We start from the raw sequence: 19,136 nt of genomic DNA, 5'->3' as shown, positions 1-19,136 counted from the left end.
ACATCATGAATTTACATGAATATCAGGCAAAACAACTCTTTGCTCGATATGGTTTACCGGCACCAACCGGTTATGCCTGCACGACCCCGCGCGAAGCCGAAGAGGCTGCATCAAAGATTGGTGCGGGCCCGTGGGTTGTTAAGTGTCAGGTTCACGCTGGTGGCCGTGGTAAAGCGGGCGGCGTGAAAGTCGTGAGTAATAAAGAAGATATTCGTGCGTTTGCAGAAAACTGGTTGGGTAAAAATCTGGTGACTTACCAGACAGATGCAAATGGGCAACCCGTTCACCAGATCCTGGTTGAAGCGGCTACCGATATTGATAAAGAACTGTATTTGGGCGCGGTGGTCGATCGTGGTACGCGCCGCGTAGTGTTCATGGCTTCTACCGAAGGTGGCGTTGAAATTGAGAAGGTCGCGGAAGAAACGCCTGAGCTGATCCATAAAGCCGCGTTAGATCCGCTGGCTGGGCCACAGCCTTATCAAGGGCGCGAATTAGCCTTTAAATTGGGTTTAAGTGGTAAACAGGTTGCTCAGTTCACTAAAATTTTTATGGGACTGGCAAAGATATTCTTGGAACGCGATCTGGCCCTGATAGAGATTAACCCGCTGGTCATCACCAAAGAAGGCGATTTAATTTGCCTGGATGGAAAACTGGGGGTAGATGGTAACGCGTTGTTCCGTCAGCCAGAATTGCGTGAAATGCGTGATCCGAGTCAGGAAGATTCCCGTGAAGCACATGCTGCACAGTGGGAACTGAACTATGTGGCGTTGGATGGCAACATTGGTTGTATGGTGAACGGTGCCGGTTTGGCGATGGGCACCATGGACATTGTTAAATTGCACGGCGGCGCTCCGGCTAACTTCCTGGATGTCGGCGGTGGCGCGACGAAAGAACGTGTGACCGAAGCGTTCAAAATCATTCTGTCCGATGACAAAGTGAAAGCTGTGCTGGTCAATATCTTTGGCGGCATTGTTCGATGTGACCTGATCGCTGACGGCATTATCGGCGCGGTAGCTGAAGTGGGCGTTAACGTACCTGTTGTTGTCCGTCTGGAAGGGAATAACGCAGAGCTCGGCGCTAAAAAATTAGCGGATAGTGGCCTGAATATCATTGCAGCAACCAGTCTGACAGACGCGGCTCAGCAGGTTGTTGCGGCAGCGGAGGGTAAATAATGTCCATTCTGATCAACAAAAATACCAAAGTTATCTGTCAGGGCTTCACCGGTAGTCAGGGGACATTTCACTCTGAGCAAGCGCTTGCTTACGGTACGCAAATGGTTGGTGGGGTAACGCCGGGTAAAGGCGGTACGGAACATTTGGGTCTGCCCGTATTTAATACGGTACGTGAGGCTGTCGAAGCGACGGGCGCGACCGCATCGGTTATCTATGTTCCCGCTCCGTTCTGTAAAGACTCCATTCTGGAAGCGATTGACGCAGGTATCGAGCTGATTATTTGTATCACTGAAGGTATCCCAACGCTGGATATGCTGACGGTGAAGGTCAAACTGGAACAAAGCGGTGTTCGGATGGTTGGCCCGAACTGCCCAGGGGTGATTACGCCGGGCGAATGTAAGATTGGCATTATGCCGGGACACATCCACTTGCCGGGTAAGGTGGGGATTGTTTCCCGCTCTGGTACGTTGACGTATGAAGCGGTAAAACAGACAACGGATACTGGTCTGGGGCAATCCAGCTGTGTAGGTATCGGTGGCGATCCTATCCCCGGTTCCAATTTCATCGACATCCTGAAATTGTTTGAACAGGATCCACAAACGGAAGCCATCGTTATGATCGGTGAAATCGGTGGCACCGCAGAAGAAGAAGCCGCAGCATACATTAAAGATCATGTGACTAAACCGGTTGTCGGATACATCGCAGGCGTAACGGCGCCAAAAGGCAAACGTATGGGGCATGCGGGAGCGATTATTGCCGGTGGTAAAGGTACTGCCGATGATAAATTTGCTGCGTTGGAAGCGGCTGGGGTGAAAACCGTGCGCAGTCTGGCTGATATCGGTGAGGCAGTTAAATCGGTATTATACCCAAAATAATTCAAGTTGCGTGAAGGCGGCAACCGAACGAATCCCCAGGAGCTTACTTAGGTAAGTGACTGGGGTGAGTAAGGGCAGCCAACGCACAAGCAGCTTGAAGTATGACGGGTATAGCGCGTTAATTAATTATTCGCTTAAATACTCTAGCCACCTTCGGGTGGCTTTTTTTTAAGCGAGCTTATCTGAGTAAACGGCGTAATTAAGTGACGCATGACTTTGATATCATTTTACTGGATAATTCACACAGTTAAACATGTTGGCTAGTAATTTATAGAATGGAAATTATCCCATTGGGTGAATGTAAATAGGTGTAATTAATTGACTTTAAGAGAGGGTTGTGTGAAAGGAAATATAAAAGCGCTGATACTGGTATTATCTGCATTTACCTGTGCGGCTAGCGCACAACCTATTAATCTCGAAGTGCTAAGTGCAACAGTTAAAGATAAAAAAATTGATGATGCAGAAGTTATTCTGCAAAAAAATGGGGCGCAGTCCGTCATCGCTCGCTCTGATATTGCTGGTCGAGTGGCACTTAACTCAACATTCGAGGACGATAATGACAGCCTGTTGATCATAAAAAAAGCAGGTTACTCTGATCTGGTGGTGAAATGTCCGTGTAATGGCATGACTTATGCCGTTAGCCCAGTAATGAAAAACCTGGATGGCATGCGAATTGTATTAACCTGGGGTAAAACACCATCCGATTTGGATTCTCATCTTATTTACTCGAAGAATCATATTTATTTCGCCAGAAAAAATGGTCGTGATGCGAATCTGGATGTTGATGATACCGATAGCTTTGGCCCGGAAACGATCACCATTGATAAAAAGCATTTAGGTGAAAGTTATGTGTATGCGGTGCAAGACTATTCGAATAGTGATATCACTCAGTCATTGGCTCTTTCCTCAAGTGATGCAAAGGTGTTTGTCTATGTAGGGAGCTCGCAGGTACGAACCTATTCTGTTCCGCTGAATAAGCAAGGAAATATCTGGACCGTTTTCCGGCTTAACCCTAACGGAGATTTTGAGGACATTAATACTGTTACTGCGGCTAATTTCGGCGAAGTGACTGGCGGTGTTGATTCGCTACCGACAGTGCTTAATTCGGCGCAGGCAGCCCTCCATGCAGACGTTCCCGCTACGAGAAATACCGAGTTAGCAAAAAATCTTAATCGTGATGGTGAGGCAGCCTATGGTCGCGGTGATCTTGCGCAGGCCACCGCGCTATTTCTTGCCGCGATCGAAGAGGATAGTGCGTTTGGTCAGGCATATAGCAATCTGGGTCTGGCTTATCACAAGCAGGGGAATATCGCTGAGGCAATTTGGGCCAATCGTAAAGCGATTGCATTGGCAAGTGGTAGCAAGGCTGAAACTATTCGTGCCAGTTCGTATTACAACATTGCAAGAATCTACGAAAATGCTGGTCAGCTCAACGATGCACTTCAGCATTATGAATTCGCAAAAAGTCAGAAAAGTAACGTGGTTTACGATAAGGCAATAGAACGTGTGAAAAGTAAGATGTAACTCAATGAGTTTATTTACTTATTTTTTAGGTCGCAGGAATAATCGTTACCGCGTTTAGACAATATATCGCGTTGGTTCTCAGAGAGGCACATTATGTGCCTCTTCATGCGTTAAGAGACCCTCTTTCGATAAATTTACTCGGGTAGTTTCGGGTGACTGACAAATCTGTCAGACGCTGATGTAGATGCGGATTGGAGTGGTGCCTTTGTCAGGGATGAGTAGCGCTAGTCGTTTGAATTCTGATGAACATATCACCCCGCTAATTTATAACGACATAATTTATAACCACAGTGGAAATTTTTCAGATCCCCACTTTTTTGGGTATTAATCGATAATGGAAAGTAAAGAATATATTTTTTTATTGGTTTTAATTAAACCTAAAAATCACATTACATTAACAATTGATCTAATGGGGAAATTAATGCAACGTTTTAATTACTAAAAAACATTAAATTGTTTTAGATCAAAAAGTTCATCTGGATATATTTAGAGAAATAAGATTAAATTGCGGCAGATCAATTATGCGCATATGGCATCTAAATTGGGAAAGTTGATTTGAAACCAAAAACCCAATCTGTGTCACGTAAAAACCTATTTATTGTAGGGGATTACAGGCGTAATATACCGTTACCCCTTCTAGGGTAGGATATTTGTAATATTTATGATCTTTTTTTGGGCTTACTGTTGGATTCGCTGATTTATTTTCGACAGTGTAAGCCTATGCGAAGGCAATTTTCTGTTGTGTTCTTTTTTGGGTGTTTACTGCCGGGTTTTTAGCGGCTTGTCAGTTTCTGCAAGCTAAAATCTTCCTGCGAGGAGCAAGGAGTCAAGATGTTTGATATAGTCGAACTGTCACGCTTACAGTTTGCCTTAACTGCAATGTACCATTTTCTATTCGTACCATTAACGCTGGGGATGGCGTTTCTGTTGGCGATTATGGAAACGGTGTATGTGCTGTCTGGTAAACAAATCTATAAAGATATGACCAAGTTCTGGGGCAAGTTATTTGCGATTAACTTTGCTCTGGGGGTTGCTACCGGTCTGACCATGGAGTTCCAATTTGGTACTAACTGGTCATATTTCTCGCATTATGTTGGGGATATTTTTGGGGCGCCTCTGGCCATTGAAGGTTTGATGGCATTCTTCCTTGAATCCACATTTGTTGGCTTGTTCTTTTTCGGCTGGGACCGTTTAGGAAAAGTTCAACACATGGCGGTCACCTGGCTTGTTGCGTTGGGCTCAAACTTTTCAGCGTTGTGGATCCTGGTCGCGAATGGCTGGATGCAAAACCCTATCGCCTCTGATTTCAATTTTGAAACCATGCGTATGGAAATGGTGAGCTTTGCTGATTTAGTGCTGAATCCGGTCGCACAGGTGAAATTCGTTCACACGGTGGCTGCGGGGTATTGTACTGGTGCCATGTTCATTCTGGGTATCAGTTCTTACTATCTGCTGAAAGGCCGCGACATTGCCTTTGCCAAGCGTTCGTTCGCAATTGCAGCCAGTTTCGGTCTTGCTTCTGTCTTATCCGTTATCGTACTGGGTGATGAATCCGGCTATGAGATGGGCGATGTGCAGAAAACCAAGCTTGCCGCTATCGAAGCCGAGTGGGAAACGCAACCTGCACCCGCTTCCTTTACCCTGATTGGTTTACCTAATCAGGAGAATATGAAAAACGATTATGCCATCAAGATCCCTTATGTTCTGGGGCTAATTGTGACGCGTTCTACTGATAAGCAAGTTACTGGTCTGAAAGAGCTGATGGAAATGCACCAGGTGCGTATTCGTAACGGCATGAAGGCCTATCAACTGCTGGAAGAGTTACGTGCGGGTAGCACTGACCCTGCTGTTAAAGAAGCGTTTAACCAATCCAAGCAGGATTTGGGCTACGGTATGCTGCTGAAGCGTTATACGCCGAAGGTATCTGACGCAACAGAAGCCCAGATTCAGCAGGCAACGAAAGATTCTATTCCACGCGTCGCGCCGTTGTACTTCTCTTTCCGTATCATGGTGGCATGCGGCATCCTGATGCTGTTGATTATCGGCTTGTCTTTCTGGACGGTGCTGCGCGGCAAGATTGGTCAGAAAAAATGGCTACATCGTGCAGCGCTATACGGGATCCCATTGCCGTGGATTGCTGTTGAAGCGGGGTGGTTTGTTGCCGAGTATGGACGTCAGCCTTGGGCTATCGGTGAGATACTGCCGACAGCGGTGGCAACTTCATCACTGACCGCTGGCGACATTCTGTTCTCTATGGCGTTGATTTGTGGTCTGTATACGCTATTCCTGATCGCAGAAATGTATCTGATGTTCAAATACGCTCGCCTTGGCCCAAGCAGCCTGAAAACAGGGCGTTACCACTTTGAACAACCCATAGCGGTTGCGCAGGAAGCACGGTAAACAGGAGTCCACTATGTTTGAATATGAAGTTTTACGTTTTATCTGGTGGCTGTTGATCGGCATCCTGCTGATTGGTTTCGCTGTCACCGATGGTTTTGACATGGGTGTCGGGGTGCTGGTCCGTTTAATGGGGCGCGGCGATACCGAACGTCGTGTGATGATCAACAGCATCGCTCCGCATTGGGATGGAAATCAGGTGTGGTTGATCACCGCCGGAGGGGCGTTGTTCGCGGCCTGGCCAATGGTCTACGCTGCGGCATTCTCCGGCTTTTATATCGCGATGATCCTGGTTCTGGCATCACTGTTTTTCCGTCCCGTTGGCTTCGACTATCGCTCGAAAATAGAAGATCCGCGCTGGCGTAATATGTGGGACTGGGGCATTTTCATCGGTAGCTTCGTTCCACCGGTTGTGATTGGTGTGGCGTTCGGCAACCTGTTACAAGGGGTGCCGTTCCATGTTGACGAATACCTGCGTCTCTATTACACCGGCAACTTCTTCCAGCTTCTCAATCCGTTTGGTTTACTGACCGGTATTGTCAGCCTGACCATGATTGTTGCGCAGGGAGCTACTTATCTGATGATGCGGACAACGGGTGACTTACACGTTCGCGCTAGATCGGCGGCTCAGATTTCTGCGTTGGCCATGATGGTGACGTTTGCGTTAGCCGGTATTTGGGTCGTTTACGGTATTGATGGATATGTAGTGACTTCTGCCTTGAATACGGCGGCGGAATCTAATCCGCTGCATAAAGAAGTTGCGCATCAGGCGGGAGCCTGGCTGATTAATTTCAGCAATCACCCGATCTTGTGGGCGATTCCTTTATTAGGCGTGGTGTTACCCTTACTGACTATTGTGATGGCTAAAATGGAAAAGGGTGCATGGGCTTTCTTGTTCTCTTCCTTGACCATTGCTTGTGTCATTCTGACGGCGGGTGTTGCGATGTTCCCGTTCATTATGCCTTCGGTAACCGTGCCAAATGTCAGCCTTACCATGTGGGATGCGACATCTAGCCTGTTAACGCTGAAAGTGATGACGGTTGTGGCGATCATTTTTGTCCCCATCGTGCTGTCTTATACTGCATGGTGTTACTACAAAATGTTCGGACGGATCACCAAAGAACAGATTGAGCAAAACACTCATTCTATGTACTAAGTAAGGAGCTTAATTTATGTGGTATTTTGCCTGGATACTCGGAACGCTTCTTGCTTGTTCTCTGGGGATTATCACCGCCCTGGCGCTAGAACAGAGCGAGGCAAGTAAAGCGACTGAAGATAAAACTCAATGAGTGATTTGGTCGATAAGCTTTATCGCCTGATGGATAAGAGCCTGCTAAGGGCTCTTTCCCTAATCATGGCTCTTTTTATGGCCGGTTGTGTTTTCTGGGACCCAGCACGTTTTGCTGCCCGTACCAGTGAACTAGCAGTATGGCAGGGTTTTCTGCTGATTTGGGCGGTGTGTGCTGGCGTCGTTCACGGTGTGGGGTTTCGTCCTCAACGGGTTCGCTGGCGCGCGTTTTTCGCACCGCTTCCGGCCTTTGTGATCTTGGGCGCAGGTTTGTATTACTTCTTTAGCTAAAATAGCTGTCTATTCCATTTAGTTATGGGTTGCTTGCAACCCATAACTATTTTCTTTCCTCAGTGACAATCCATTCCAAACCTCATTTCTCTTGCGTATAGTAGCGATGTTTATTGCATTACCGGGATGTAGAGTGAGTAATACGTTGTTCCGCTGGCCAGTTAGAGTCTACTTTGAAGACACTGATGCAGGTGGTGTTGTCTACCACGCGCGTTATATCGCCTTTTATGAAAGGGCGAGAACGGAGATGTTGCGCGAGCGCAATTTTCATCAGCACACTTTAATGAGTGAGCATGTCGCTTTCGCTGTTCGTCGAATGACGGTGGAGTATCTTGCCCCGGCGCGCCTTGACGATATGTTGGAAGTGCAAAGCGAGATCGTTTCGATACGTGGTGCTTCTCTGACTTTCGCACAGCGCATTCTCAATTCACATGGTACCTTATTGAGCCATGCTGACGTTTTGATCGCATGTATCGATCCACATCAAATGAAGCCAATTGCGCTTCCTAAGTCTATTGTCGCGGAGTTTAAGCAGTGACTGACATGAACATTCTTGATTTGTTCCTGAAGGCAAGCCTTCTGGTCAAACTAATCATGCTGATTTTAATCTGTTTTTCCATCGCTTCTTGGGCGATTATCATTCAGCGTACTCGCATTCTGAATGCGGCAACGCGCGATGCTGAAGCGTTTGAAGATAAATTTTGGTCAGGTATTGAACTGTCTCGTCTGTATCAGGAAAGCCAAACTCGCCGCGATAGCCTGACGGGCACGGAACAAATCTTCTATTCAGGTTTCAAAGAATTTGCCCGTTTGCATCGTGCCAATAGCCATGCGCCGGAAGCGGTGGTTGAAGGCGCTTCCCGTGCGATGCGTATTTCCATGAACCGAGAACTGGAAGCATTGGAAACGCACATTCCGTTTTTAGGTACGGTCGGCTCTATTAGCCCCTATATCGGTCTGTTTGGTACGGTTTGGGGGATTATGCATGCATTTATCGCTCTGGGTGCTGTAAAACAGGCTACCTTGCAAATGGTTGCTCCGGGTATTGCTGAAGCGTTGATTGCAACGGCGATTGGTTTGTTTGCTGCTATCCCGGCAGTGATGGCATATAACCGCTTGAACCAGCGGGTAAACAAACTGGAACAGAACTACGACAACTTTATGGAAGAGTTCATTGCCATCCTGCACCGCCAGGCTTTCTCCAGCGATAGCAGCAAATAATCAGGGGGAATCATGGCTCGAGCACGTAGAGGCCATCGCGAACTTAAGTCCGAGATTAACATTGTTCCGTTGTTGGATGTGTTGTTGGTGTTATTGCTCATTTTCATGGCAACGGCACCCATTATTACGCAAAGCGTTGAAGTCGATTTACCCGATGCGACGGATTCAAAAACGGTGTCCAGCAATGATAATCCACCTGTGATTGTTGAAGTCTCAGGGGTGGGACAATACAGTTTGGTGATCGAACAAAACCGAATGGAACAACTTCCTGCGGAGCAGGTGGTTGCTGAAGCGCAATCACGTTTAACAGCCAACCCCAAGACGGTGTTTTTAATTGGTGGCGCAAAAGATGTTCCTTATGATGAGATTATTAAAGCGTTGAATCTGTTGCATCAGGCCGGGGTCAAATCCGTGGGTTTGATGACACAACCGATTTAAATGAGCGAATCACCGTAATGAGCGTTAGACATATTTCTGGCAATACAGTTTTTGGGAATCGCTTGTGCTAAAGGCAACCGAACAAAACGATAAGCTGAAACGTGCCGTTATTATCTCGGCTGTTTTGCATGTCATATTGATTGCTTTGCTGCTCTGGAGCTCGTTTACTCAAACGATGGATGCCAGTGGAGGCGGAGGAGGCGGGTCATCCATTGACGCTGTCATGGTTGACCCTAGCGCGGTTGTTGAGCAATACAACCGACAACAGCAACAGCAGACTGATGCTAAACGCTCAGAACAATTGCGTAAGAAGCAGGCCGAGCAACAGGCTGAAGAATTGCAACAGAAGCAGGCGGCAGAGCAACAAAGGTTAAAAGAGCTGGAGAAAGAGCGCTTACAAGCACAGGAAGAGGCGAAAAAGCAGGCTCAGGAACAAGCCCAGGAACGTAAGCAGGCCGAAGCTGCTGCTCAACAAGCGAAGGAGCAGCAAAAGCAAGCTGAAGCAGCGGCTGCGAAGGCGAAAGCGGAAGCTGAGCAGCAGGCTAAGGCAGCGGCAGACGCAAAGAAGAAAGCGGAAGAAGAAGCTAAGAAACAAGCTGCCGCCGCAGCCGCAGCGAAGAAACAGGCAGAAGACGACGCGAAGGCTAAAGCGGCCGAAGACGCGAAGAAAAAAGCAGCAGAAGCGGCAAAAGCCGAGGCGGCGAAGGAAGCCGAACAGGCAAAACAACAGAAAGCAGCGGAAGCCGCTAAACAAAAAGCCGATGCTGAGGCAGCCAAGAAAGCGGAAGCAGCGGCAGCGGCTAAGAAAGCGGCAGAAGATAAGAAAAAAGCAGCGGCTGAAGCGGCTAAGCAGGAAAGTGCGGTTGATGATTTACTGGGTGGATTGGCGTCATCAAAAAATGCGCCTAAATCGGGCGGAGGTGCGCCTGCCGGAACCGGTAATAACAAGAAGAGTGGCGCATCAGGTGCTGCGCTTGATAGTTACGGTAGTCAGGTTCGTTCGGCAATCCAGAGTAAATTTTACGACTGGCAATTGTATAAAGGCCGAACCTGTACCTTACGTATTAAGCTGGCTCCCGATGGGCTGTTGATCGATGTGAACGCTGAAGGTGGCGATCCCGCCTTGTGTCAGGCTGCGATTGCTGCGGCTAAGCAGGCTAGAATTCCTAAGCCGCCAAGTTCAGATGTTTATGAGGCTTTCAAAAATGCGCCGATAGATTTTAAACCGCAGTAACTTGGGCTGTTTACCCTATAGGTTTAGGATTATTACTATGGTAAGCAAACCAGGTTATAGTGTTTTGTTAACATTGGTTTGTTTTTGTTAAAATTCTGCTAATTTATCGCAGACTCTGCGTCTGGATAAGGGAGATGAAATGAAGCAGGTACTTAAAGTTGCATTAGGATTTTTAATGCTGTTTGCCGCGGTGGCGCACGCGGAAGTACGCATTGAGATTACCCAAGGGGTAGACTCTGCGCGTCCGATTGGTGTTGTGCCTTTCAAATGGGCGGGGCCAGGAGCTGCGCCTGAAGACGTGGGCGGTATCGTCGGCGCTGATTTGCGCAACAGTGGTAAATTTAATCCGATCGATGCCAACCGCATGCCTCAGCAGCCTGCTACGGCATCGGAAGTCACTCCGGCAGCCTGGACCGCGTTGGGTATTGATGCTGTCGTCATTGGACAGGTTCAACCAGGCGCAGATGGTAGCTATGTCGTCTCTTATCAACTGGTTGATACCTCTGGTAACCCCGGTAGCGTATTGGCGCAAAATCAGTTCAAAGTGACCAGACAATGGTTACGTTATGCCGCGCATACTGCTAGTGATGAAGTGTTTGAAAAACTGAGTGGTATCAAGGGGGCGTTCCGCACTCGTATTGCTTATGTTGTGCAGACGAATGGTGGTCAGTTCCCTTATGAACTGCGTGTTGCGGATTACGATGGTTACAACCAGTTCGTTGTGCACCGTTCTCCAGAACCGTTGATGTCTCCGTCTTGGTCTCCAGATGGCAGCAAGCTTGCTTATGTTACCTTCGAAAGCGGGCGTTCGGCGTTGGTGATTCAAACGCTGGCGAATGGTGCCATTCGTCAGGTAGCTTCATTCCCGCGTCATAATGGGGCACCCTCTTTCTCTCCTGATGGCAGCAAATTGGCATTTGCGTTATCTAAGAGTGGTAGCTTGAATTTGTATGTGATGAATCTGGGCTCAGGGCAAATTAGCCAGGTTACTGATGGTCGTAGTAATAATACAGAACCGACATGGTTCCCAGACAGTCAGACTCTGGCCTATACTTCCGATCAGGCCGGACGCCCTCAGGTTTATAAAATGAATGTCAACGGCGGTGCACCACAGCGTCTGACTTGGGAAGGTTCCCAGAATCAGGATGCAGAAGTGAGCGCCGATGGTAAATTTCTGGTAATGGTTGGCTCTAATGGTGGAGCTCAGCACATTGCTAAGCAGGATCTGGTAACGGGAGCCGTACAAGTATTAACGGACACGTTCCTGGACGAAACGCCAAGTATCGCGCCGAATGGCACCATGGTTATCTATAGCTCTAAACAGGGCTTGGGTTCCGTGCTGCAACTGGTTTCGACTGACGGGCGTTTCAAAGCGCGTCTTCCGGCTACTGATGGACAGGTTAAATTCCCTGCCTGGTCGCCGTATCTATAAGTACAGATATGTACAATAAACTCGTCAAAGGACATAAGAAATGCAATTCAATAAAGTGCTGAAAGGCCTGATGTTGGCTCTGCCGGTACTGGCAGTGGCCGCTTGTAGCTCCAACAAGAATGCGGACAATGACCAATCTTCCATGGGTGCTGGTAACAACGGCATGATGGACGGCGGTAACATGTCTTCTTCTGAGCAAGCTCGTTTGCAGATGCAAGAATTACAGCGTAATAACATCGTTTACTTCGGTCTGGATAAGTACGATGTGAGCTCTGAATTTGCTCAGATGCTGGACGCACACGCTGCATTCCTGCGTAGCAACCCGTCTTACAAAGTGACTATTGAAGGTCACGCGGACGAACGCGGTACGCCAGAATACAACATCGCACTGGGCGAGCGTCGTGCCAACGCGGTACAAATGTACCTGCAAGGTAAAGGCGTTTCTTCCGATCAGATCTCTATCGTTTCTTACGGTAAAGAGAAACCAGCTGTTCTCGGTCATGACGAAGCGGCGTATGCCAAAAACCGTCGTGCCGTTCTGGTATATTAAGAGAATCGCATGAGCAGTAACTTCAGACGTCACCTGTTGGGTCTGTCGTTACTGGTTGGCGTAGCGGTCCCTTGGGCCGCTACTGCCCAAGCGCCAATCAGTAATGTCGGCTCGGGCTCGGTCGAAGACCGCGTCACGCAATTGGAGCGTATTTCTAACGCTCACAGTCAGCTTTTAACTCAACTTCAGCAACAACTCTCTGATACGCAGCGTGACATTGACAGTTTGCGTGGGCAGATTCAGGAAAGTCAGTACCAACTGAATCAAGTTGTTGAACGTCAGAAACAGATCTATCAGCAGATTGATGGATTAAGTTCTTCATCAACAGCAACGACAGGAAGTAACACTTCTTCCGTTGATACAGGTGCCGCAAATAATGCGGCACCTGCTGCGACGACGGGTGATGTGAACAGTGATTACAATGCCGCTGTTGCACTGGTACTGGAGAAAAAACAGTACGATCAGGCAATCAACGCATTTCAGGCCTTCGTCAAAAAATACCCTGATTCAACGTATCAACCTAATGCCAATTATTGGCTTGGGCAGTTGAATTACAATAAGGGCAAAAAAGACGATGCGGCCTATTATTTTGCCAATGTGGTAAAAAATTACCCCAAATCACCTAAAAGTGCGGAAGCGTTATTTAAGGTTGGGGTGATCATGCAGGAAAAAGGGCAAACGGATAAGGCCAAGGCCGTTTACCAGCAGGTCGTAAAGACGTATCCCAATACGGAAAGTGCAAAGCAGGCTCAGAAACGCTTATCCGCATCATGATCGTTATCATCAGGCATAAAAATTACTCATAACGAGCAATTTTTATGCCTGAATGCCTTAAGAATAGACAGTTGAACTATTTTTATAGGAAATAGGTTGCGCTGAAAATTTAAATTAGTAATATATGCCGCCGTTGCCAAGGTAAGCGTGAAACGTTAAGGCAGCGGAGAAATTGGGTCGTTAGCTCAGTTGGTAGAGCAGTTGACTTTTAATCAATTGGTCGCAGGTTCGAATCCTGCACGACCCACCAATTTAAATTTGAAGTGTTATTGGATTTCTCAAAAATTCCGCATTGCGGGTCGTTAGCTCAGTTGGTAGAGCAGTTGACTTTTAATCAATTGGTCGCAGGTTCGAATCCTGCACGACCCACCAAATCAGAAGTAGAATTCCTTTCTCGAATAAAGTCATTTTAACTCATATATCCCAAGTATCGTGTAGGTGAACAACCTGTGCTCAGATTCTAGCCGAGCGAAGCGAGACCGCAACAATCATACGACCTCTCCTCTTTTTTGGCGATCTGCCAGCCACCGTTCTCGTCGCGATAAATCGCTCATCTTTGTAAACAGGTCGATGTGAGAGGAAAATCCTCGGTAGTTGGTATTCAGGGGTTAGGTTGATGCCAAATAGTCGGCAGGGTGGCCCCAGAATGGCGTGACAAAGCCTTCTGTTTGTCCTTCTGGTGGAAATGCATGACTATTTTCCTGGATAGCCTTGTGGCATTGCTACGATGCGGGAAGGAGAGATCGGACTTTGGGGTTCCTGAATCGATTAACCGTTGGGGTTTAACCGTAGGCGCTCAACACGAGTTAGATATATCCCCGTCATACTTCAAGTTGACTATATTCGTCCCTTGGCCCATCCATGAGCCTTATTTTTGCTGCGTGGTTCAATACGCTAACGTTTTGCCCTGGGACTTGAATAAGTTAGCGTCTCTCAGGGCGTATCCATTATTGCAGTAGCACTGCATTGCCGAACAGTTGGTTGTTTCCTCTGACTGATATCACTTTAAAAAATGGTGCACCAGCATCTCGTGCCTTTTCAGCCAGCCCTGCAACAACGTCATCAGGGGTCGCTTTACCGTGGACAGAGACGTGACCGATAATCGTATATCCATGGATCTCGGTTCTTTTATGCTCATTTGTTGGTGAGAGTGGGTGAATGTTTTCACCGATGACGTTTTTAGCAGCCTGATTTTCACTCATCTTTTGATGCCGCTCCGATATTTGTTCGTGAGCGTAAGAAGTACCATTGTTCATCGTTCCATGCGCAATCATTGCTCTTTGATGTTGATCCATCTCTGTCATTTTTTTACTTTTCCCTGTTATTGCCGAGTCCTGAGTGGAAGCCTGCACTTGATTTGCTGGTATAAGAACGTGATTGGTTCTGCCGATTGAGCTCATTGTATCGGTTGCTAATACAGGCGCAGTAAAACTCATGGCAATAGCCGTGACGATAAAAAATTTTTTCATGGTATGTCCCCTATAGTTAAGTTAAAGGCCTCTAACTAGCCGTGGTAATGTGGCGTGCTGGTCATGCCCGCTATGAAAGATTTTTGATACACGATCTCGAACCGAGCAATGAGCAACAAAATGCGTTATTTTCGCGTTGTTTATTTAAGATGTGATTGATTATAAAGAGGTTGTTCTGTTAGCTGCGTGACGGGGCAATGACAAGTGTGTCATGTGCTGAAAATAGGTAAATGTGATGACAATCAAATGGTTGCAATATTAAGAATATTGTCGCATTGACGTTGTCTCTTGGCATTTGAAATGGGATCTGCATGCTGCAGATCCGTATCTGTGTTAGTTACTGGGTCGTGGAAGTGAGATGGTAAAACGAGTTGATATCGTATCGGAAGCGACACGTATTTTTCCCTGATGCGCATTTACAATGGATTTTACAATTGCAAGGCCGATGCCGCTCCCTTCACTTTTTCTCTGCCTCGAGGGATCAACACGATAAAATCGATCGAAAAGATGGGTCAAATGATCTTGCGGAATAGGGGAGCCCGGGTTTTCAACGGTAAGTTCAATCTGTGTTGCTTGTTCATGCAGATGAACGGTAACAAACTGTCCGGCAGGCGTATAACGAATCGCGTTGGATAATAGGTTATTGATAACGCGTCGGAGCATCAGGGGGTCACCTTCAACAATGGAGGAGTGACCTTCAAATCTAAGCCCTACTTCTTGTTCTTCAGCCCAGGCTTCGAAAAATTCAAACACTTTGATCGTTTCGGATTGCAGATCCAGCGGTAAACGCTCAAGGATAAGTTGATTGTTATCCGCTTGAGCAAGGAATAGCATATCGCTGACCATTTTTGCCATCCTGCGATATTCTTCCAGATTAGAATACAGGACATCCTCCAGCTCTTTTTCTGAACGATGTTTGCTTAACGCAATTTCAGTTTGCGTAACAAGATTAGTTATTGGGGTTCTGATTTCATGTGCGATATCTGCCGAGAAATTAGCCTGACGCGTAAATACGTCTTCGATGCGCTCGATCATATGATTAAAGGAAATGACGAGTTGCTCTAGTTCAATTGGCACTCGTTCTGGTTCAAGCCTGACATCGAGATTTTCGGACGTAATATTTTTAATTTTCATGCTGACATTTCGTAAGGGCTGATGCCCTTTATGGACAGCAATCAACACGATAAAAATAATCATCAGGTTAATCGCGGAAGCGATCATAATCAGATTTCTTTTGAGCTCATCAATGTAATGAAGATGAAAATCGATAGAAAGGGCTACCAACAATGTATAAGGGGAACCTTGTTCATTTTTCGAGGGATAAATAGACGTCGCAATAACTCGATAGCTAGTGTGTTTCATTTCCTCAATAGTATGTGTTTTACCTGGAGAAGCTTCCCCTGACCAGAGAAATATATTGTTGCTATCAAGATATTGTTTGAAATTTTCTGTGTTAAAAATGGACGTCAGATCCGGCCCATTAGGGGAATGATAGAGTATCTGGTTATCTGGATGACGGAGCAATACCGAGATATTTCGGTAGCTGGCGAGAACATTACTAAATTGTTTTATTTTTTGTGGTTCTGATTCTGTCGTATTTTCCATTATGTTACTTAATGTGGCACTGATTTGCTGGAGATCGTTGATGTCTTGATCTGCAAAATGTTTTTCCACCGAGTGCAGCATAATCCAGGTAAAAGCCACGAGTGCAATAATGGTTGAAACACAGATGAAGAAAGTGAGTCGGGTTGCCAAAGAGAACGGGCGGTGGATTCGGTTAATCCCCATTCGGCACCTCAAGGACATAACCTACGCCACGTACCGTCTGGATCAATTTAGGTTCAAAATCGTTGTCGATCTTGGCTCGTAATCGTTTAACGGCGACATCGATGGCATTGGTATCGCTGTCAAAATTCATATCCCAAACCTGTGAAGCGATGAGAGAGCGGGGTAAAACCTCATCTTGATGGCGAATGAAAAATTCGAGCAGGGTAAACTCTTTGCTTGTCAGCGTGATACGGACTCCCCCTCGACTTACTTTTCTGGATACAAGATCCAGCGTTAAGTCAGCAACCTGAAACTGACTTTCTGGTATTAAGGTCGCGCCTCGGCGTAGTAGCGTTCTGACGCGTGCGAGAAGTTCAGCGAAGGCAAAAGGTTTCACCAGATAATCATCAGCGCCGAGCTCCAAACCTTTCACCCGATGTTCTATCGTTCCGAGTGCTGTCAGTAGCAAAATGGGCATTCCCTTATTTGCCGCACGCAGCATACGGACAATATCCCAACCGTTAACGTCCGGTAGCATGATATCCAGAATAATAAGGTCATATTCTTCCGTCATAGCGAGGTGGTAGCCGGTCATACCATTATTGGTGAGGTCTACCACGAAACCAGCCTCCGTGAGACCTTTACTTAGGTACTCACCTGTTTTCACCTCATCTTCAACAGTTAGTATTTTCATATGGTCTCCGGCACATCAAGTCATGATGTCATTCTAGTGGGCCAAAACACGATATCAACGACTTAAATCGAAAATGACAATTTTGTCATTATCCTGTCACCCGCCAAACAGAGTTGGTCCGCTAAGGTAGCTACAGTAAATCTCCGGAAAGCATTTGAACCCTTTTATTAAGGTCTCCTGGGCAGGAATGGATATGTTCACATTAAAACGGCTGACCATCGGCACGGCATTTATTCTGGCGGGATGTGTTTCCTTGACGCCTGAATCTCCGCATCCAGAACTTCCGGTGCCACAGCAATTTTCGCAGTCCCGTAACGCTCTTGTGCCCGCAACCGTTGGCTATCAGGAGACGGGATGGCGTACATTTTTTACTGACCCTCAGGTAAAGCGACTGATTGGTGAGGCTCTGACTCATAACCGTGATCTGAGAATGGCGACCCTAAAAGTACAGGAGGCCAGGGCGCAGTTTAATGTGACCGATGCTGATAGGTATCCTCAGTTGAATGCTTCATCCGAGAGTACCTATCGACGTGGATTAAAAAGCGAAAGTTCAACAACCAGAGAATATGAAGCGGGGTTGGATCTGCGTTTTGAATTGGATTTTTTCGGTAAACTAAAAAATTTGAGCGAAGCCGATCGGCAGAGTTTCTTTGCTAGCGAGGAAGCTCGACGCGCCGTACATATTCTTCTTGTTTCAAATGTTTCCAAAAATTATTTCAGTCGGCGACTGGCTGATGCGCAGTTGAATATCGCCAGAGAGACATTACAGAATTATCAGCAGTCATATGCTTTCGTTGAGCAGCAGCTTATTACGGGGAGCACCAATGTGCTTGCTCTGGAACAGGCGCGAGGTGTGATAGAAAGCACTCAGGCGGAAATTGCAAAGAGGGAAGGCGAGTTAGCTCAGGCAAACAATGCCCTTCAGCTTATTCTGGGAACCTACAACGCACTCCCGGATGATAACGGTAGCGCCGAGGATGATCTCAACCCTGTAAAATTGCCTCCGAACCTGTCATCTGAAATTTTGTTACAACGACCGGATATTATGGAAGCAGAATATTTGTTGAGAGCAGCAGATGCCAATATTGGTGCGGCAAGGGCCGCATTCTTTCCCTCGATCTCCCTGACCGGTGGGCTTTCAGGCAATAGCACAGAACTGTCGAGCCTGTTTAATGCCGCCAGTGGTATGTGGAATTTCATTCCGAAAATAGATATACCCATTTTTAATGCTGGTCGTAATAAGGCGAATTTGACACTGGCAGAAATTCGTCAGCAACAGTCAATCGTCAATTATGAGCAGCGAATCCAGACAGCATTCAAAGACGTTGCTGACGCACTTTCGCTTAGGGAAAGCCTTCGCAGCCAGATTACGGCGCAGCAACGTTATCTGAATTCTCTTCAAATAACGCTGCAACGTGCTCGAGGGCTTTATGCTAATGGTGCGGTGAGTTATATCGAAGTGCTGGATGCTGAGCGTTCTTTATTCTCTACTCGGCAGTCAATACTTGATTTGAAATATGCTCAGCAGGTAAATGAAATAAATCTATTTACCTCACTTGGCGGTGGTTGGGCAGAATAATTATTTTAACTTTAAGAAATTAAGGGCAGTTAATATGAATAAATCAATGAGCATTTTTTTGTTTGGTCTTATCTCCGTTTTTGCAATGACGGGAGTTCAGGCAAATGAACATCACCACGGCGAAATGGCATCTGTCGCTGAAACACCCTCTCAGCAACAGGTTGTCAGTGCGAGCGGAATAATTAAAGGTATCGATCTTGATAATAAGAAAATTACTATCGAGCACGGTGTTATTCCGTCAATAAATTGGCCTGCAATGACGATGCGGTTTACTTTCACCACACTCAATAGCAGCATCAGTGATTTGAAAATAGGCAATCATGTAAATTTTTCGTTTGTGCAACAGGGGAATATTTCCTTACTTAAGGAAATAACAACCATTCAGCCTTGATTTATTTTCTGATGAGTCATTGTATTGTCTGCCGTAACGC

Annotated in this window: 19 protein-coding genes and 2 tRNA genes; 18 read left to right on the top strand and 3 right to left on the bottom strand. The window is 46.7% G+C overall.

Annotation, left to right across the window (positions count from 1 at the left end; genetic code table 11):
* Nucleotides 1-5: 5 nt before the first annotated feature.
* From sucC to ACKPVM_RS01055, 16 genes are all read left to right on the top strand, one after another.
* Nucleotides 6-1,172: an ADP-forming succinate--CoA ligase subunit beta gene (sucC, locus tag ACKPVM_RS01130; RefSeq protein WP_409306311.1), complete on the top strand. Its 1,167-nt coding sequence runs from the start codon at nucleotides 6-8 to the stop codon at nucleotides 1,170-1,172.
* On the top strand, nucleotides 1,172-2,047 hold the full coding sequence (sucD, locus tag ACKPVM_RS01125) for a succinate--CoA ligase subunit alpha (RefSeq protein WP_409306310.1): 876 nt from the start codon (nucleotides 1,172-1,174) through the stop codon (nucleotides 2,045-2,047). Before sucC ends, sucD begins: the two co-directional genes overlap by 1 nt.
* 339 nt (nucleotides 2,048-2,386) lie before the next feature.
* Entirely contained in the window at nucleotides 2,387-3,571 is a 1,185-nt protein-coding gene (locus ACKPVM_RS01120; protein ID WP_409306309.1) for a YfaP family protein, read from the top strand.
* An 831-nt stretch (nucleotides 3,572-4,402) separates the two neighbouring features.
* Entirely contained in the window at nucleotides 4,403-5,971 is a 1,569-nt protein-coding gene (gene cydA / locus ACKPVM_RS01115; protein ID WP_409306308.1) for a cytochrome ubiquinol oxidase subunit I, read from the top strand.
* A 13-nt stretch (nucleotides 5,972-5,984) separates the two neighbouring features.
* A complete protein-coding gene (gene cydB, locus ACKPVM_RS01110) occupies nucleotides 5,985-7,124 on the top strand; it encodes a cytochrome d ubiquinol oxidase subunit II (protein ID WP_409306307.1) in 1,140 nt (379 codons plus the stop codon).
* A gap of 16 nt (nucleotides 7,125-7,140) precedes the next feature.
* Nucleotides 7,141-7,257 carry a cytochrome bd-I oxidase subunit CydX gene (cydX, locus tag ACKPVM_RS01105; protein ID WP_409306306.1) on the top strand — a complete coding sequence of 39 codons (117 nt, stop codon included), beginning with the start codon at nucleotides 7,141-7,143 and terminating at the stop codon, nucleotides 7,255-7,257.
* A complete protein-coding gene (ybgE, locus tag ACKPVM_RS01100; RefSeq protein ID WP_409306305.1) occupies nucleotides 7,254-7,547 on the top strand; it encodes a cyd operon protein YbgE in 294 nt (97 codons plus the stop codon). The genes cydX and ybgE overlap by 4 nt, the downstream gene beginning before the upstream one ends.
* A gap of 133 nt (nucleotides 7,548-7,680) precedes the next feature.
* Nucleotides 7,681-8,085, top strand: coding sequence for a tol-pal system-associated acyl-CoA thioesterase (ybgC, locus tag ACKPVM_RS01095; RefSeq protein WP_409306304.1), 405 nt, complete (start codon nucleotides 7,681-7,683; stop codon nucleotides 8,083-8,085).
* Nucleotides 8,082-8,768 carry a Tol-Pal system protein TolQ gene (tolQ, locus tag ACKPVM_RS01090; protein WP_113864624.1) on the top strand — a complete coding sequence of 229 codons (687 nt, stop codon included), beginning with the start codon at nucleotides 8,082-8,084 and terminating at the stop codon, nucleotides 8,766-8,768. Before ybgC ends, tolQ begins: the two co-directional genes overlap by 4 nt.
* Nucleotides 8,769-8,780: 12 nt before the next feature.
* Nucleotides 8,781-9,206 carry a colicin uptake protein TolR gene (tolR, locus tag ACKPVM_RS01085; protein WP_409306303.1) on the top strand — a complete coding sequence of 142 codons (426 nt, stop codon included), beginning with the start codon at nucleotides 8,781-8,783 and terminating at the stop codon, nucleotides 9,204-9,206.
* Nucleotides 9,207-9,270: 64 nt separating this feature from the next.
* The gene (tolA, locus tag ACKPVM_RS01080) at nucleotides 9,271-10,440 is read left to right on the top strand and encodes a cell envelope integrity protein TolA (RefSeq protein WP_409306302.1); all 1,170 of its coding nucleotides are present in this window, start codon (nucleotides 9,271-9,273) and stop codon (nucleotides 10,438-10,440) included.
* Between the two features lie 139 nt (nucleotides 10,441-10,579).
* Nucleotides 10,580-11,872, top strand: coding sequence for a Tol-Pal system beta propeller repeat protein TolB (gene tolB, locus ACKPVM_RS01075; RefSeq protein ID WP_409306301.1), 1,293 nt, complete (start codon nucleotides 10,580-10,582; stop codon nucleotides 11,870-11,872).
* 40 nt (nucleotides 11,873-11,912) lie between these two features.
* On the top strand, nucleotides 11,913-12,422 hold the full coding sequence (gene pal, locus ACKPVM_RS01070; protein ID WP_010299226.1) for a peptidoglycan-associated lipoprotein Pal: 510 nt from the start codon (nucleotides 11,913-11,915) through the stop codon (nucleotides 12,420-12,422).
* 9 nt (nucleotides 12,423-12,431) lie between these two features.
* Entirely contained in the window at nucleotides 12,432-13,196 is a 765-nt protein-coding gene (gene cpoB, locus ACKPVM_RS01065; RefSeq protein WP_409306300.1) for a cell division protein CpoB, read from the top strand.
* 174 nt (nucleotides 13,197-13,370) lie between these two features.
* Nucleotides 13,371-13,446: transfer RNA gene (locus ACKPVM_RS01060), tRNA-Lys, on the top strand.
* Nucleotides 13,447-13,492: 46 nt separating this feature from the next.
* A tRNA-Lys gene (locus tag ACKPVM_RS01055) sits at nucleotides 13,493-13,568 on the top strand.
* Between the two features lie 575 nt (nucleotides 13,569-14,143).
* On the opposite strand, the gene ACKPVM_RS01050 is transcribed toward ACKPVM_RS01055, so the two are convergent.
* The 3 genes from ACKPVM_RS01050 to ACKPVM_RS01040 all read right to left on the bottom strand — a co-directional run bounded on the left by ACKPVM_RS01050 (nucleotide 14,144) and on the right by ACKPVM_RS01040 (nucleotide 17,126).
* Nucleotides 14,144-14,665, bottom strand: coding sequence for a YdgH/BhsA/McbA family protein (locus ACKPVM_RS01050; RefSeq protein WP_409306299.1), 522 nt, complete (start codon nucleotides 14,663-14,665; stop codon nucleotides 14,144-14,146).
* A gap of 333 nt (nucleotides 14,666-14,998) precedes the next feature.
* Nucleotides 14,999-16,453: a Cu(+)/Ag(+) sensor histidine kinase gene (locus ACKPVM_RS01045; RefSeq protein WP_409306298.1), complete on the bottom strand. Its 1,455-nt coding sequence runs from the start codon at nucleotides 16,451-16,453 to the stop codon at nucleotides 14,999-15,001.
* The gene (locus tag ACKPVM_RS01040; protein WP_409306297.1) at nucleotides 16,443-17,126 is read right to left on the bottom strand and encodes a copper/silver response regulator transcription factor; all 684 of its coding nucleotides are present in this window, start codon (nucleotides 17,124-17,126) and stop codon (nucleotides 16,443-16,445) included. Before ACKPVM_RS01040 ends, ACKPVM_RS01045 begins: the two co-directional genes overlap by 11 nt.
* A gap of 193 nt (nucleotides 17,127-17,319) precedes the next feature.
* Here ACKPVM_RS01040 and ACKPVM_RS01035 point away from each other — a divergent pair, with 193 nt between their 5' ends.
* Together ACKPVM_RS01035 and cusF are read left to right on the top strand one after the other, a co-directional pair.
* On the top strand, nucleotides 17,320-18,705 hold the full coding sequence (locus ACKPVM_RS01035; RefSeq protein ID WP_409306296.1) for an efflux transporter outer membrane subunit: 1,386 nt from the start codon (nucleotides 17,320-17,322) through the stop codon (nucleotides 18,703-18,705).
* 34 nt (nucleotides 18,706-18,739) lie between these two features.
* Nucleotides 18,740-19,096, top strand: coding sequence for a cation efflux system protein CusF (cusF, locus tag ACKPVM_RS01030; RefSeq protein WP_409306295.1), 357 nt, complete (start codon nucleotides 18,740-18,742; stop codon nucleotides 19,094-19,096).
* The last annotated feature ends 40 nt before the right edge of the window (nucleotides 19,097-19,136 follow it).

This window comes from Pectobacterium hainanensis, from assembly GCF_046237015.1.
In the GTDB taxonomy this organism is placed as follows: domain Bacteria; phylum Pseudomonadota; class Gammaproteobacteria; order Enterobacterales; family Enterobacteriaceae; genus JBJYIN01.
This window is presented reverse-complemented; position numbering and strand designations above follow the sequence as displayed.

Excerpts from the sequence above, each read along its gene's own strand:
- sucC (WP_409306311.1), top strand. The coding sequence starts at position 6 with ATGAATTTACATGAATATCAGGCAAAACAACTCTTTGCTCGATATGGT.
- sucD (WP_409306310.1), top strand. The coding sequence starts at position 1,172 with ATGTCCATTCTGATCAACAAAAATACCAAAGTTATCTGTCAGGGCTTC.
- cydA (WP_409306308.1), top strand. The coding sequence starts at position 4,403 with ATGTTTGATATAGTCGAACTGTCACGCTTACAGTTTGCCTTAACTGCA.
- cydB (WP_409306307.1), top strand. The coding sequence starts at position 5,985 with ATGTTTGAATATGAAGTTTTACGTTTTATCTGGTGGCTGTTGATCGGC.
- cydX (WP_409306306.1), top strand. The coding sequence starts at position 7,141 with ATGTGGTATTTTGCCTGGATACTCGGAACGCTTCTTGCTTGTTCTCTG.
- ybgE (WP_409306305.1), top strand. The coding sequence starts at position 7,254 with ATGAGTGATTTGGTCGATAAGCTTTATCGCCTGATGGATAAGAGCCTG.
- tolR (WP_409306303.1), top strand. The coding sequence starts at position 8,781 with ATGGCTCGAGCACGTAGAGGCCATCGCGAACTTAAGTCCGAGATTAAC.
- tolB (WP_409306301.1), top strand. The coding sequence starts at position 10,580 with ATGAAGCAGGTACTTAAAGTTGCATTAGGATTTTTAATGCTGTTTGCC.
- pal (WP_010299226.1), top strand. The coding sequence starts at position 11,913 with ATGCAATTCAATAAAGTGCTGAAAGGCCTGATGTTGGCTCTGCCGGTA.
- cpoB (WP_409306300.1), top strand. The coding sequence starts at position 12,432 with ATGAGCAGTAACTTCAGACGTCACCTGTTGGGTCTGTCGTTACTGGTT.
- ACKPVM_RS01050 (WP_409306299.1), bottom strand. The coding sequence starts at position 14,665 with ATGAAAAAATTTTTTATCGTCACGGCTATTGCCATGAGTTTTACTGCG.
- ACKPVM_RS01045 (WP_409306298.1), bottom strand. The coding sequence starts at position 16,453 with ATGGGGATTAACCGAATCCACCGCCCGTTCTCTTTGGCAACCCGACTC.
- ACKPVM_RS01040 (WP_409306297.1), bottom strand. The coding sequence starts at position 17,126 with ATGAAAATACTAACTGTTGAAGATGAGGTGAAAACAGGTGAGTACCTA.
- ACKPVM_RS01035 (WP_409306296.1), top strand. The coding sequence starts at position 17,320 with ATGTTCACATTAAAACGGCTGACCATCGGCACGGCATTTATTCTGGCG.
- cusF (WP_409306295.1), top strand. The coding sequence starts at position 18,740 with ATGAATAAATCAATGAGCATTTTTTTGTTTGGTCTTATCTCCGTTTTT.